This window comes from Bacteroides sp. OM05-10AA (genome assembly GCF_003439055.1).
GTDB lineage: Bacteria > Bacteroidota > Bacteroidia > Bacteroidales > Bacteroidaceae > Bacteroides > Bacteroides intestinigallinarum.
Map to the genome: position 1 here is coordinate 45,469 of NZ_QSUR01000024.1, position 16,689 is coordinate 62,157.

9 protein-coding genes are annotated in these 16,689 nt (G+C 42.0%); all 9 read right to left on the reverse strand.

Annotation, left to right across the window (positions count from 1 at the left end):
- Window positions 1-27 precede the first annotated feature (27 nt).
- Entirely contained in the window at window positions 28-2,163 is a 2,136-nt protein-coding gene (locus DXB58_RS18035; protein WP_117934093.1) for an alpha-glucuronidase family glycosyl hydrolase, read from the reverse strand.
- A gap of 165 nt (window positions 2,164-2,328) precedes the next feature.
- Complete coding sequence (locus DXB58_RS18040; protein ID WP_122137757.1) at window positions 2,329-3,306, reverse strand: glycoside hydrolase family 43 protein; 978 nt, start codon at window positions 3,304-3,306, stop codon at window positions 2,329-2,331.
- Window positions 3,307-3,332: 26 nt separating this feature from the next.
- Complete coding sequence (locus DXB58_RS18045; protein WP_122137758.1) at window positions 3,333-4,463, reverse strand: endo-1,4-beta-xylanase; 1,131 nt, start codon at window positions 4,461-4,463, stop codon at window positions 3,333-3,335.
- Between the two features lie 39 nt (window positions 4,464-4,502).
- Entirely contained in the window at window positions 4,503-5,918 is a 1,416-nt protein-coding gene (locus DXB58_RS18050; RefSeq protein WP_122137759.1) for an MFS transporter, read from the reverse strand.
- Between the two features lie 16 nt (window positions 5,919-5,934).
- Window positions 5,935-7,593: a sialate O-acetylesterase gene (locus DXB58_RS18055; RefSeq protein WP_122137781.1), complete on the reverse strand. Its 1,659-nt coding sequence runs from the start codon at window positions 7,591-7,593 to the stop codon at window positions 5,935-5,937.
- Window positions 7,594-7,925: 332 nt separating this feature from the next.
- The gene (locus DXB58_RS18060) at window positions 7,926-10,148 is read right to left on the reverse strand and encodes an endo-1,4-beta-xylanase (RefSeq protein WP_122137760.1); all 2,223 of its coding nucleotides are present in this window, start codon (window positions 10,146-10,148) and stop codon (window positions 7,926-7,928) included.
- A gap of 24 nt (window positions 10,149-10,172) precedes the next feature.
- Window positions 10,173-11,579, reverse strand: a complete 1,407-nt coding sequence (locus DXB58_RS18065; RefSeq protein ID WP_122137761.1) for a glycan-binding surface protein — start codon at window positions 11,577-11,579, stop codon at window positions 10,173-10,175.
- Window positions 11,580-11,593: 14 nt separating this feature from the next.
- A complete protein-coding gene (locus DXB58_RS18070) occupies window positions 11,594-13,240 on the reverse strand; it encodes a RagB/SusD family nutrient uptake outer membrane protein (protein ID WP_008774779.1) in 1,647 nt (548 codons plus the stop codon).
- A 19-nt stretch (window positions 13,241-13,259) separates the two neighbouring features.
- Window positions 13,260-16,433: a TonB-dependent receptor gene (locus tag DXB58_RS18075; protein WP_117934107.1), complete on the reverse strand. Its 3,174-nt coding sequence runs from the start codon at window positions 16,431-16,433 to the stop codon at window positions 13,260-13,262.
- Window positions 16,434-16,689: the final 256 nt, after the last annotated feature.

A 16,689-nucleotide genomic window follows, 5' to 3' on the forward strand; every position in this document is an offset into this window, starting at 1 on the left:
TTCGTTGCGTAGAAGGAATATCTTTATTTACTTACTAAACCCATAAGGTGGACATTCAAAATTGGTAATATCCAATTTGTATTCCATCATATCTTTCAACTCGTGTATGGGACGTTCCAATTCGTAAGGTATCGGTTGTCTGCTGAATTGCTGGAAGTAAAGCAAACAAGCATCCCGCCACCAGACCGCATCCCGTGCCTGAATCTTCAGGCGGTGTTGCACATCACGAAAACGTTCGGAATCAATATACGGTTCCATCCTGTCCCACACTTTTTGAAAGTTTCTCACTTCGTTTACACCACGATCATACGCGTAGCACAGTTCTGCCCAAAGTGTACGTCCGTTCTTCATCTGATGATTCCAAGGGACATGGTGAAACCAAAGGAGCAGATTCTCCGGACAAGTATTCACATTGTCCAGTTGCTCGCATAATGGAGAATGGTATTGTCCGGTAGCATTACTTCCTGTACTGCTGCGGTCGAAACCTATTCCCATGTTGTCGGCACGGTGGTAATAAGGAGGTAGCCAATCCGGGCGGGCATCGGGAATATCACACCAGGGTTCCGGTCCGTAATGATGTCCCCATGCAAAGATATGATGCAAGCCGAGAGGCATCATGTAGTCTACTACTGCTTCTCTCGATTTCTGAAGCACTTGAGAGTTGAGAAAAGAGAGTTGAGCGTCGATTTGCTCTTTTTGAATGACTTCTCCTGCCGGAGTATCGGTTTGCGCACCGGTAACGGGAAGAAAAGTTTGTTTCAACCATTCTTCTCCTATCTGTTCGGAAGAGAGCGAATGTTTCCATGCCAATCGTCCGAAAGCATACCAGTTGGCTTGAGCAAAAGGATGTCCACACCAATTAGTATCATCACCGATGTTTGCCACTCCGGAAATAGCCGTGAGCGGATGAAAGAATAAAGAACCATCTGTCACACGGGCAACGGTAGAGCCTTTGCCTTGTAGATAAGTATCACTGTCTAAACACTCTTTCCACATAGGAGCAAGGAACGCAAGATGATTGGAAAAGCCAAGATACTCTTGTGTGATCTGAAACTCGGGCATAACTGCCGTCTTCTTCATAGCTCCGAACAGCGGGCTGAATGGCTCACGGGGTTGGAAATCTATCGGACCGTTCTTGATCTGCACAATAACATTATCCCGAAACTTACCATCCAAAGGTTCAAATTCAAGATAGGCTTGTTTGGCACGGTCGCTGTCGGTAGGAGAATAAACGAAAGCACGCCACATCACAATTCCATGATAAGGCCTCAACACATCAGCAAGCATATTGGCTCCTTCGGCATGAGTGCGTCCGTAATCACACGGACCGGGCTGCCCTTCGGAATTCGCTTTCACCAGAAAACCTCCGAAATCGGGAATCAGAGAATAAATCTCTTTGGCTTTCTGCTTCCACCAGTCTATCACTTCTTTATTCAACGGATCGGAAGTGGATAAACCGCCTAAAGCTGCGGGAGAAGAGAAATTGATAGAAAGATATATTTTCAAGCCATAAGGGCGGAAAACGTCGGCCAAGACTTTGACTTTCTGCAAATAATCATTAGATAGTATCTTAGGACTTGCATTGACATTGTTTATTACGGTGGCATTAATGCCGATAGAAGCATTGGCACGAGCATAAGCTTCATAACGGGGAGAGACAACAGACGGAAGTTCGTCCCATTTCCAAAGTGAATGTCCGGCATATCCGCGTTCGATTGTACCATCCAAGTTATCCCAATGATTCAGGATACGAATTCGATAATCAGGTCGTTCGGAGATATTGAGGGATTGCAAAGCTGATTCCGGTAGTTGTCCGGTAGCTTGCAGACGGAGTAAATGATACGTTCCATAAAGTACTCCTTGTTCACCGGAAGAAGCTATCGTTATTTGACTGCCATCTTTGGAGGTCTGAATCGTATATCCCTCATTTCCAAGTGCACGAAGTTCTTTATTGTTCCGGACCTCCAAAGTAACCGGGATTCCTCCCTGCCAGAAGTTCTGTAATTCGGAAACTGCAATACGTAATGTAGGCGATTGTTTCTTACTGCTAATTTCCGCTTTCGCTCCCGATGCATAACGAAGCCACAAGGCACTTCCATCTTCTGCCCAAATAGAAGAAAAGCAAAAAAACAAAGTGAATGTCAATGCAAATATATTTCTCATAGTACAAAGTATGTTATCACAATTAATTTACAGTATGATAGCATAAGTCAATTAAGCATTCATACTTAATAATAACCGCCTCTACCTGAAAAATCCCTATTACCTAATATTCTGGTAAAAGTAGGTATGTTTTTCAAATAGAGGCGGTTGTTTTAATGTATCCTATTATTCATCTTTTCCCTCAATGGTAATAATTCGTCCGTCTGCATCATACTGAAGTTCGCAGACTTTCAAGCTACGGAGCCAAGTCTTCCCCTCCGATGGTACACAATCGTGATGAAACAGATACCACTTGCCTTTAAACTCCACGATGGCATGGTGAGTAGTCCATCCTACCACCGGAGTCAGAATGACTCCCTGATAAGTAAACGGACCATAAGGGTTATCACCTATTGCATAGCAGAGCAAATGAGTGTCTCCCGTAGAATAGGAGAAATAGTATTTACCATTATATTTATGCATCCACGAAGCTTCGAAGAAACGGCGTTCTGTATCCCCTGCTGTCAACGGCTTACCGTTTTCATCCAGAATTACCACTGCACGGGGTTCTTCGGCAAACTCCATCATATCTTCACTCAAACGAGCGACACGCGAAGGGATTGCTTCCTCATCTCCTTCCGGCAAAACAGCAGATTCCAAGGCTTTATTATTACGGTAACGTTGAAGTTGTCCACCCCACAGTCCACCGAAATACATATAATAGTTACCATCTCCGTCATCCCACACAGCCGGATCGATACTGTAACTTCCCTTCATCGGATTAGCTTCCGGTATAAAAGGACCATAAGGTTTATCACTCACAGCTACCCCGATACGGAATATATCATTCTGATCTTTCAAAGGAAAATACATATAGTACTTACCATCTTTACAAACCACATCACAATCCCATAGTTGACGACCCGCCCAAGGAATATCCTCTGTGGAAAGCACCACTCCATGATCTTTTATTTCACCGTTCATCACATCATCCATAGAATACACGTGATAATCTTTCATATTGAAATGATCGCCATTATCATTTTCGGCAATACCACTTTCCCAATCATGCGAGGGATAAATATACAGTTTGCCATCAAATACGTGTACGGCAGGGTCAGCCATATAATCACCGGGAACTAAATATCTTTTTTCTGTTTTCATGCTTTTTCGGTTTTTCTGTTAGAAACTTATTTTGTTTTTTCAGCCTCTTTGATAATCAGGTCGACTACCGGTTTCGGCTGATAATTGCGATCAAAAAGTAACGGATAATCCGTGCGACCTCTCATCGGCCAGTCATTACGCCAAGAGTTCTGATCGGCTACTCCCCAAAGAGTAACCCTAGTAATGAGGTTATGGTGTTTCAGGAACAGACGGAAAAAGTCATTCATTCTTTCAGTCCATGCTTTCGATACCTCTTCCGGTAATCCATCCGGATAAGGATTCATCTCTTTCTTATATTCAAAGGAAGCGGAAACCTCTGCACCTACATTGGGATTCGGTGATGGTATCACCGTCAAATCCAGTTCTGTTATCATTATCTTCACTCCTGTTCCGGCAAAAGCCAGCATACTCTTCTCAAATTCACTGATTTTCGGGTAGTCCATGCCGATATGCCCTTGCATACCTACGGCATCAATACGGATTCCACGTCTTTTCAAATCGTTCACCATCTTCACGACGGCTTCTCTTCTCCCCGGTTGAGCCATTGAGTAGTCATTGTAGTAAAGTTCGGCATTCGGATCAGCCTCGTGTGCATATTGGAAAGCCAATGGGATATATTCTTCCCCCAGAATCTCATAAAACTTTGTCTTGCGATATGCTCCATTATCTTCAATCGCTTCATTTACTACATCCCAGCCTTTGATGCGGCCTTTATAGCGTTTCACGATAGTCATGATATGATCTTTCATCCGCTTCTTCAGGACTTCCGGAGAAACATTGTTCCCGTCCTTATCTACGCAAAACCAAGGAGCCAATTGTGAATGCCAAATCAGGCAGTGACCAATAATAGCCATTTGATTGCTCTCACCAAAACTGACAAATTCATCTGCCTGCGCAAAATTATACTTATTTTCTTTCGGATGAATGACAGAAGACTTCATGCAGTTTTCCGCCACGATGGAATTAAAATTCTTCTTTACAACTTCAACAGCTGCGACATCCTTACCGGAACTTTGATGTGTGTTCACTGACACGCCAATCAAAAACTTGTTTTTCAAAGCCTTTTTCAGCGAATTTCCATCTTTCGCAAAAACTTCTCCATAAGAAAAAGAAAACATCACTGTCAATAACAACAGAATTATTCGTTTGAGTTTCATACGTTATATTTTTGAGTAATAAACATTCTACTATCTTATCTATTCGCCTTTTTTACAGCGCGATTCTATCTCCTCATTTATATTGTCAATCACATTATCTTCCAATTCATATTTAGAAATAATGAACATAGCGACCAAAAGCAACAACGCCGGAATAACGGCTACGAGCCACAGTATTCCCTGTTCGGCAAAAGGCGATTGTGACACTTCATTTGTCTGGTCGAATCCGACAAAAGCCATAACAAGTCCCGGTACAACTCCTCCAAGAGCCATTCCCGCTTTATAGAAAATACCAGTCAAAGCATTGACTATACCCGAAATACGTTTACCATGAGTATATTCGCCATACGAAATTACTTCGGGAACCAAAGCCCACATATACCCTGTCGCAATAATGACTCCCGTCGATTTTATGAACTGCGCCACAAAGACCAACCATATCTGCGTTTTGAGTACCGGAACCACAGAAATAATATACAGCAATGCCATACCCAATATAGCGACTGAAAGGAATACATAAAACATTTGCTTTTTTCCAATGGCACGTTTAATGGCAGGTACCATCGGCATGAAAATGAATGCGGGTATCGAGCCCAAGGCCATGAAATAGGGTAACATCTCCGGTGCACGTACATTATAAATCATATAATATGAACCGGCAGAATTACCAATCGCCATCATTGCAAAAGCAGTAATGAAAAAGAACGCCAAAATACGCAAAGGTTTATTTCTACAAAATTCTACCCACAAGTCGGACACTTTTACTTTAGATGTCTCCTCCTGATCCATAACCACACGTTCCTTCGTCTGGCTAAAGCAGAACACCAATAACGCCAACCCGATAACAGCATAAATAGTCATCGTAATAAACCATGCGTTAGCAGATGCAGTAGTATTGATTTTACCATCGGGAGACAACACCTTCACCAGTATCGGAATACCGTATGCCACGGCCAAACCGCCCAAATTGGCAAGAAACATGCGCACTGACGTCAACACCGTGATTTCATTCGTATCGCGGGTAAGTGACGCATTCAGTGCTCCATAAGGCACATTAATCAATGTATAACACATGGATAATCCAACGTAAGTGAAATAGGCATAGAACAGTGAACCCGAAAAGCCGTTCCAAAAACAAAGAATAGCAAAACCAGTCAGCGGAATTCCTCCCCAAATAAGGTATGAACGGTATTTGCCTAGTTTAGGATTGTGTTTATCGACGAAAGCACCCACCAGAGGATCCCAAAGCACATCCACTATCCTGACAATAAGAAACATCACGGCTGCCACCTCCGGTTTAAGTCCATATACATTGGTATAAAAAATCAGCAGATACATACATACGGTCTGATAAATAAGGTTTTGCGCCAAATCACCGGAACCGAATCCTATACGTTGAAGCCAAGAGAGTTTATAGAAACCTTTCGCTTCATTGGTCTTTATTGTATTCTCCATAAAATAGATAAATTGGTCATTTTCTGTTTTTCGTATTCATTTCTATCAAGATAGCTGCTGCCACTCGTTGCCCTAGCGTCTTTTTATCCAATGGATGAATATCATTCCATTCTCCTAAATCACTATTTTTAATCAGAGTAACATTTTTATTTGTATCGGCTACTTCCGCCTGCGCTTTCCGGAATTCCGCCCAGGCAGTGCGTCCTCCTTTATCTGTGGGTGAAAGGAAATCCGCCAGCTCAATGATATAGAAAGGCATATCCGACTTATTCCATCGTTGTCTCCAATCGCTAATCATAGCTGTCAACAAGTCTTTATACTCATTTCTGCGTGAGACATTCGATTCTCCCTGATACCAGATGACACCAGATACCGTATAGTTCAGCAAAGGAGCAATCATGGCATTATACAGTCCTGTGGGTTTATAATGAAAAGCCGTTTGTCCCGGAGCAGCGGGCATAGGAGCACCGAGACGATATTTCCAACTTCCCTCCAGATTGATCTCCGATTCTCCTTTTTCCGGCTGACCTTTTCCAAAAAGGATTTTATAGGGCTTCTCCTTTACAAATTGAGGACGACCGCCATAACTGAAAAGGCGTATGGTTATTGTATTTTTTCCGGCTTTCAGCAATCCGGCAGGAATGGTATAGATACGGGGAGGATATTGATAAGAGACACTCCCCACAAATGTGCCATTTACATAGACGGAATCCGCATCTACGATACATCCCAAGCGAAGAGTCGCTTTTTCTCCCGCCTGTTGGGCAGACACCTGAAAGTCTTTACGGAACCAGTGGGAACCATTGATGGTATTCAGTCCGTTTGTTGCCCAGCCGGAAGCAAACAAATCTGTTTCTTTCCAATTGCTATCATCATAATCGGCAGCATACCAAGGGGTAGCCTCATGCATTCCTTTGTCTCCCTGATACAATGCCACATTCCAGGCACGACTTTTCTTTCTCTCCTCTTTTTTCATTGATTCCACCAAGTCGTCCGATTCATAGATACGCTTTTCATTCAAATAAAATGGAAAAGGCTTCAACCCTTCTTCACTGATCCACGCTTCTACCGGTGAACCTCCGACACTGGAATTTATGATTCCTACCGGAACCTTTGTCTTTTGATAGACATCTTTAGCGAAGAAATAGACCAAAGCAGAGAAAGGCATCACATTTTCAGGAGTCATTGCCTGCCAGGAAATTCCAGGAATGTCTGTCTGCGGAGCATGAAAATTATAAAGCAGAGGTGTTTTTATATAGCGCACCATCGGATAGTTGCTGTCCGTAGATATTTCATCGCGAAAACGATCTGTAACCCGCGAAACAGACAGTTCCATATTCGACTGTCCCGAACATAACCAAACATCACCAATAAGAACATCCTTTAATTCGATATCATTAATGGTCATAGTATAAGGTCCGCCAGCTTTCAATACAGGTAAAGTCACTTTCCAGTTACCGTGTGCATCGGCAACAGTCTTATATTTCTTTTTCAGGAAAGTTATATCAACGGTTTCATCAGGATCAGCCGTTCCCCAGATATTGACAGGTTCCCCACGCTGAAGTACCATTCCGTCGGAAACAAGAGTCGGAAGTTTAACCTTTGCTCCGCCCAACAAGGCGAAGCAAAGGAACACAACTACTAACCCTACCTTATAAAACCAATACTTATTCATTCTGTCTTTTCTTTTATATGTCTTTATTTCATGATAATTTAGCAAGAGAAGAAATCCATCGGGATTCCACTTTGCAAACTTAGGAAGTTTCTTCCCACTTACCCAGAAATTCTGATTCAAATCATTACTCGCTTGTTACATCATCGTTTACGTATGTTACAAAAACTTGTTGCGATGTTACATCCAAGCTGAAACCACCGATGAACAAGAGGAAAGGGAAAGTTTTAGAACGAGCGGATTACAGTAGTTATTGTTATTCATTTGATCCACTCCAAGATAATAACAACTACTGTAACCCTCACTCTCCCCTTCTTTAATCGTTATAAAATCATTTATTCCAAATCTCCGGTAAAGTCTCCGCTGACATCTTTACCAGCCAAACCATCGGCCACTCCCTTATAAGCATGTTTACGTGCATAATTAGCATCCCAAAGGTTCGGAGCGTCATTCGGTATCCAATTCACATGTTCTTTTTCATTGTCCGATACTCCCCAGATGGTAATACCATATTGTTTGTCCGCCGGGATATACTTCTTGTACATATCAACGACATACTGATACATTTCTGCCTGTTGTGCCAAATTTTCAATAGTAGGCGACGAGGTGTTAACCTTAATATCCAACTCGGATACTTTAATCAACTTACCGGTAGCACCCAGTTTCTGGAACATTTGAGCAATATTGTCTTTATTGGAATCAATAGCAATATGCATTTGTGTACCGATACCATCCACTGTGGCCCCTTTGCTTTCGATGTATTCCACATATTTAATCAGACCGTCACACTTATTGAGGTTATACTCCAGATTATAATCATTGATGAATAGTTTGTCATCCGGATTTCCATACTGACGGGCAAGTTTGAAAGCTTCTACTGCATAGTCTTTCGGAGTCAGGAAATAATCTTGCCAGTAGAATTCATCAGAAGCCAGATCAGTTTTGCCTTTACCAGTCTTAATGTCTGATGTTTTTCCGTCATCCATCGGTTCATTGACTACGTCCCATGCATGAACATAAGGTTTGCAATGGGTAACCATCTTTGAAATCCAGTCTTCCATGGCATCTCTGATGATCTCGGCTTTTTCTTCATCGGTCTTCTCAATGATAGTAGGACCGGAAGCACGGGTGACAGCACGGATCTCCACCACTTTCTCCGACAATACGATATTATCTATATAATAATCACCCGCACTAACTCCGAAATTGATACAGAATCGATTCATATCCTCTTTAGACACTGTAAACTCTTTCTTAAATTCTGTCCAAGTCGTACTCACATTTCCATCTACATAGCATTCACCTGCATAACTTGTTGAGTTCTGAATTTGAATTTGGAAAGTAGTTGAGACACTTGCTTTAATCATAGCAGAGAACTCATAGGTCTTGCCGACTTCCAAAGGAGTATCAAAGCCATATCCAGCCTGTGCCTTATATGCATTGCCCGCCCCTCCGTCAACAGAACTAGTCAGCTTCATCGAATATGAACTTCCATATCCTTCACCTTCTTCCGAAATCGCGGCCTTTCCACTACTCCAAGCTCCCCAAGGAGTAATAGCTTTGCTTTCAAAATCTCCGTTAGAAATCAGATTAACCACAGTAGGCTCCGCATCTTTGTCTGTCACAACAATATTATCTACATAATAAGTCACATCCGGCAAATAACCAAATTCAAATGCAATCTGAAATGTAGTACTAACAAAATCATTCACTGTGATCTTCACCTGTTGCCATTGAGACGTTGTCTCAAAAGCTTCCGTCCAACTGCCACCTGTAGCATACCAGTCTTTATATGGATAATTATTCTCTAACCCAGCAAAAGTCAACCGGGCTTTACCGGGATTATCCGAACGGACAAAAAATGAAATTTCATAATTATGCCCACTTACTGCTGAAATGTCAGGAGTATATAATTGCACTGAATGAGCAGCCGTTACAGAAGATCCTACTGCAAATTTCAATGCTTTGGAAGTAGCTGTCAGTCCTTCCCCTTCCACAATGGACATCGCATCACTTCCATTTTTACGATTCCAACCATCAAAGGTTCCATCTTCAATGCCCGACAAATCCAACAAATTACTGCCCGCCGGCCCCGGAATAACTTCCGGTGCAATCAGACTATTCAGATAACTCGCATTCTGATTAGTGTGCCAAATCAGACAGTGCCCATAAATGCTGATACCCGCTTCTATGGTCTTTGTAAACAACTGATCGACCTTATCAAAATTCAAATTCCCTTTAGAATCGACCATAGGACCGTGCTTCATGGCATATCCTATCGTCAGATCATTAAAGTTCTCATTCACAATGGTAGTCGTTGTCTCGTCACCAAGATATTCATCCATCCCCACTCCGATACCCAACTTAAAGTTGGGATCGGATAAATATTCTTTCAACGGCTTGTAACGGGAAATCTTTTCAGCCAACTGTAAAGGCAGTTCGGAAGAAGTAACCGCTCCATGTGTAGGGTCTTTATACCACTCCATCTTATTATCGTCACACGATGTCAATATCAGCACCGACAAGGCAACAAACGGAAGCATATTTCTGTATTTCATAATCTTTTCAATTTAAAGTCATTATTATTCTGCATCCTCTTCTTCATCCGGGAAATCGGTATATTCCGGCTTCGTCAAAGGTACGACACGCCAGTTATCAATATAAATCTTCACGGAAGTTGTTTTGGATAGAAACTCTGTTTCTTTATCCGAGCTCGCACCTGTGATCTTATCCAATGTAATATCAGAGTTCTCAAAATAGAAACCGAAGTTGGCATAAGAAGCAGATGCACGGGTAGCGGCCACATCGGCAAAAGTGGTCCAAGCTCCGCTGGATGCTTTCGATTTGTAGAATTCACTGAACGGAACAGTTACAGTCTGCCAACCGGTTGTCTGGAAAGGAACGATCTTTCCGCCTACAAGCCACGGTACGTAATTATAACAGTCTCTCTCCCATTCTCCACCATTGAATCCGTTCTGACCACAAATCTTCAGGAATCCGGATTCAGACCAAGGTTCGGGCACATAGATTTCAAACTGAATAGCACATTCGGCAACAGGAGTTTCAGCAGGGACACCCAGCGTCAACCAGTCAGGATCAGTGCCATTACCAGCTGTCCAAACTTCAGCACAACGATTCTTCGCTGCTGCCACCGGCAACTGTCTTTCTAATGGCAAACGACAGTAAGCACCTTGCGACACATTACCTTCACCAATCGAAGCAGATTCCAGTTCGGTTGTTTGAATCATACTTTCAGAATCGCCCCATGCTCCTTGTGCACCCACTCCATCGAAGTTCAACAACAAGCCTTTCTTATAATTGAAATAGGCAGGAGAATAAGCACCACCATTCGAACCTTCTACGAAAATAGAACCGCCCTCTTCAGAAACTCCGGCAGGCATATCCACCATAAAATATTCACCGTCAAGATCAGAAATAATACCTTCTGTCACCACCACATTTCCGGGGAAAATGACTTTTGCTATTTCCGTCAATCCACTTCCATAAACAATGATAGGTTCACCTACATTCGGCATACAGTTGGAGATTTTCGTTATAGACGGGGCAGCAGCACGAATCTGGAAATCATAAATGTATTCACCGCCATCTTTTACCAAACGAATTGTATTACGTACATTCTCATCCGCTTCCGTAGTCGGAATTTTACTGTTTACACTAACCAGGAAAGATTTGTTCGAAACAAATACCGGATTAAAATAACAGTTATATCCATTAATATAAACTTTCTTCAAGCCGTTGAATCCTTCACCTTCGATTCGGATCAGCTGTCCCAAACGGGCAAAATCAACCAAGCGGTCCGGAACATTCGACTTCGCGTCTTCCAGGTAAATCCCTGTAATATTCATCACAGCGCTTCCGCCATTATCATCATCGTTGTCGTCACACGAAACAAATGAACAAGAGCAGATGAGCAGACTCACCAATAAGCCAAATGCTTTCATACTATTTTTATATATCAAGCTTTTCATTCGTATTCTCGTTTTTAGTTAAACAAATCGGTTATTCTGTCTTCCTTAAATGCATAAGGCACAGGATCCGCTTTCAACAAAGGATTTTGCACAGTCTCCGATTCCGGATAAGGAAGAAGGAATATACTGGAATCGACATCACCTATGGCACGCTTCGTTTCATCCGAATCCTCGTCTCTCTTCAAAGTCTGTGTATCCGCATCCCATACTACAGGAATAGCAGTACCCCTATCCTGTCCGGTGATATAATTGAGTACTTCCTGTTGTTTATAATAAGCTCTACGTACCAAGTCATACCAATACTGTCCTTCCAGACAAAGTTCCAGTCTACGCTCACGACGAATATCTTCGTAAGTAATCGAATTTTGAGGTTCCAAACCGGCACGCTTGCGCACTTTGTTAAAGTATTCCATTGCATCGGCATCATCTGTTGAAGGATTATTTCCCAATATAGCTTCTGCATAAATCAGATATACTTCTGCCAGACGCAACATGTAAGTATTGATAGGAGTACTTCCGGAAGTGATCTTCGCATTATCTTTGCTAGAACCACAAACATATTTCTTACAATAAATTCCGGAAACAGTACCCGATGCTTTCTTCTCACAAGTATATCCTCCGTTTGCTTTCTGTATTTCAGGATAATGATCGCCATAAGCCATCCAAGTCGGCTGACGTCGTTTATCTCCTTTTTCATACTCCCAAATCACGTCCGGTTGTGCAAAAACATAACCGCCCCATGCACGGTCATTACCAGTAATAGCCGACTCACAAGCGAAATAATCCTGTATCGTATTACATTCTCCATACGTACCATTACTAACCCATTGTAAAGCAAACAGTGTTTCCGAGTTGTTATTTTTATCAATCATAAACAAATCGGCATAATCAGTCATCAGTTCAAAATTTCTGTTTTCTATCACTTTTAAAGCCGCTTTCTTTGCCAAATCCAGATAGTCCTGATTACGGGTCGCACTATTAGGGTTACTACTATAACCGGCATACGTCAGATAAACACGCGACAACATGCCAAAGGCACTGTATTTATTGACACGTCCGGCAGCAGAAGAAACCTCCGGCAAATATTTTGCCGCAAATTCCAAGTCACGCATCGCAAATTCATAGACATCACTTACCGGGCTAGTATTGACAATTGGATTAGCCACCAGTTCATCCGTATCCTCATTTATAATAACATTTCCCCATAACATCGCCAGATAGGAATAAGCAACTCCACGCATGAACCGTGCTTCAGCAATATATGGGTTCTTCACTTCTTCGCTATTGGATGAATTACCTTTGATCCCATTAATAATCTTATTAGTTTGCTGTACTATATTGTACAATGAGCCCCAAGCCGAAACTAACGGCCCCGTCAATCCGGTTTCGGTCAAATCGGCAAAAGGATAGATATAATTAGAGGTTGTCGCACAAAGGTTGAATCCGCGTCCGTCACCCAGTCCATAATAGAACTTATCGTTAAAGTCGAACCACACCTTATTATACAAAGGAGCTGTTGCTGCCCGGAAATCATCTTCCGTTTGATAAAAGTTATCTCCTGCGATATTGGAGTTATCTTCAGAATCGAGGAAGTCACTGCATCCTGCAAACGCCAAAGCTACAGCCAACATGAAAGAGTATATATATTTACTTGTTTTCATATTTAGTCACTTTAAATGATTAAAAGGTTAAATTCAGACCGAATGTATAAATTCGCGGAGAAGGATAACGATAGTTATCAAAGCCTGTAAGCAAAGCGTCCTGATTGGCAGAACCTATTTCCGGGTCCATCCCTTTGTATTTTGTGAATGTATATACATTCTGCAGGTTACAATAAAGTTTCAGATTCTGAATACCAATCGGTGCCAGCCATTTACGCGGAAATGTATAGCCGAAAGAGATAGACTGAATACGCAGGAAAGAACCATCTTCCACAAAGCGGTCACTGAAACGATAATTGGAATCATCCGTCCCTTTGGCAATAGCCATACGGCAAGCATAAGGGTCACCGCCTACAATCTGTATATTCCGATAATCATCCGGACCATTCGGATCAATCAAAGCCAGTTGTGCATAATCCAACGCCGATTTCAGGATATTATTATTGCCACGTGGATTTTCAAGTTCACGACGTCCCCAGTTTACAACTTCATTTCCCACCGATCCGGTCAGGTTAATGCTCAAGTCGAAGCCTTTATAAGAGAAAGAGTTACCGAAGCCGAAAGTAAAGTCCGGTTCAGGATTACCGATATAAGTACGGTCCTGTTCATTGATAACACCGTCTTTGTTTACATCTTCAAAAATATAATCACCAATCCAGACACTATTCTTGGAAATCGACATACCTTCAGGCAATGCTACCGGCTTAATTGCTCCGGAAGCATCTTTATAGTAAAAGTCAGTAGCCTTTTCAAAGCGGCCAATCACTTTATAACCATAAAACTGTCCGATAGGGTTTCCTACTGATGTACGTGTCAGTACGGTTATTGTTTCACCTGTCTGATTACTCTTATCTATCAGGCTGGTTGCCGTATCCAGCGATTTTACTTTATTACGGTTCATAGAGAATACCACGTTACTTCTCCATTGAAATCCGCCTTTATCAATATTCACTGTATTTAAAGTCAACTCAAGTCCTTTATTCTCCAAAGAACCCACATTCTTCCAGGGTGCGGAAGTAGAGCCCTGACCTGAAGTTCCCACGTAAGCAGGAAGAGGCACTTGCAACAACAAATCATTTGTTTTCTTATAATAAATATCGGCTATCAATTCAATCCTGTTCTGGAAAAGATTAATATCAAGTCCCAGATTACTTGAATAAGTAGACTCCCATTTCAATTCGGGATTCGGAGTATTGCCAGCCAGCAATCCTGTTCCCCAAACGGTAGCAACAGATGAATAAATGGCTTTATATGCATTATTAGGCACATTCTGATTACCTACAACACCCCATCCTAAACGCAATTTCAGATTATTAATAATATTGTTGTCTTTCAAAAAAGATTCATTGGAAACCTTCCAAGCCAAAGCAGCCGATGGGAACCATCCCCAACGATTATCTTTGTAAAATTTGGAAGAACCGTCGCGACGAAGAGTAAATGTCAATAGATATTTGTCATCGTATGAATAGAACAGACGGCCGAAATAAGATAAAATCGAACTTTCTCCACTATTACCATTATTCTTGGCTGTTGCGGCATCTCCCAATGTCAGGTCGGTTGCGGCATTGGACAAATATCCCATACGGCTTCCCATCAGATATTCCCATTTGCTCTCCTGCATTTCCTGACCAATCATTGCATTCACATTGTGCACTCCAAAAGTTTTCATGTAATTCACGATATTTCTCCAACTCCAGAACTTATTATATGATTTGGAGAAAGTCCCCTGACGGTCCGTATTTTCAATCGCACCAAAAGTATATGAGGGATCAAATTTATAAGTATTAGCTACCCCATAATCGAAAGACAATTCCGTTTTAAACGTCAGTCCGTCAATGATAGTAGCTTCAGCATAGGTGTTTGCCCGAATACCCATTTTCTCGTTGCGGTTATCCTTAATCATGGCAAGACCCACCGGATTCGTTTGTACCCATTCGTCCGTATCCGGTCCGTCAAATGTGCCTTCAGCATTACGAACAGCCACACTCGGACTCTGCAATAAAGCAGTTCTAATCAACGACTCGTCAGATACAGTCAATTTTTGACGGGAATTACTAAACGCAAAGTTAATACCCATTTTTAAATAGCTCTTCACCTGGGCATCAAAACTACCTCGTAAGTTCAGACGCCTGAACCCTGAACCAACAGCAATACCATCCTGATTGAGGTAGCCTGCTCCCAAAGCATAGTTACTTTTATCAGTACCTCCGGTCACAGAAAGATTATGACTGGTCATCATAGCTTTAGAGAACATCTCATCCTGCCAGTCTGTACCCTCACCTAGTAAATCCGGACGAACAAAGTTATTATCCTTGTTCACTATTCCCCAATCATTTCCCGAATAGTCTTTTCCTGAACGAACATTCTTATGCTCCGCATATTCACGCAGATTCAGCATATCCAGTTTTTTAGGCATTTCCTGCCATCCTATATATCCGTCATAAGTTATTTGCGCCTCACCCTTCTGTCCACGTTTGGTAGTAATCATAATCACACCGTTTGCAGCTCGCGCACCATAAATAGCAGTGGCGGAAGCATCCTTTAATACGTCCATAGAGACGATGTCCGAAGGATTGATAGATGCCAGTGCATTATCACTTCCCGAACCTGTGGAACCGTCGATGATAACACCGTCAATGACAAAGATAGGTTCATTGGAGGCATTCAAAGAATTGATACCACGAATACGAATGGAAGAACTACCACCGGGCATACCGCTATTAGCCTGTACCTGCACACCAGCAGCACGTCCTTGCAGTACCTGGTCAACGGAAGTCACTACAGATTTCTTAATGGCTTCATCGTTGACCGATACAACAGAACCGGTCAGGTCACTACGCTTCATCTGACCATATCCAACCACAACTACTTCGTCTAATACTTTTGCATCTTCTTTGAGGGTTATATCAAACTGCTTTTTCCCGGCTACAGGAATCGTTTGTGTCTGATATCCGATAAAAGAAATCTTCAAGCTACCTTTGGCTGATACATTCAACTTAAAATTACCATCCAAATCGGTAACTATACCATTGGTAGTGCCAGCTTCTACTACACTGGCTCCGATAATCGGTTCGCCCGATGCATCTTTGACCACTCCCGTCACGGAAACAGTCTGTGCCAATACCCATACAGGGAAGAGGCAGAAAAGAATGATAAGACCTAACGGTCGAAAATAATGATTTGTGCTTTCCATAAAATCATTTTTTTAATTAATAATGATAGTGGTTAATCCAAGTTATAGGTTTTTCTCTTCTTATTTATAATAAGGAATAGAGTAAGGAATTCATGTTTCCATAAGCAGTTATTATTTTAAGGTGTCCGACAATTCATTTTTTGGTTAATGCAAATTTATGGATAATATATCAAGTATAGGTGGAGATTTTGTTTCAAGCAATTGACAGGCGGTTACACACACTTGCATGTACGTTACAAGCTATTGCACGCCCGTT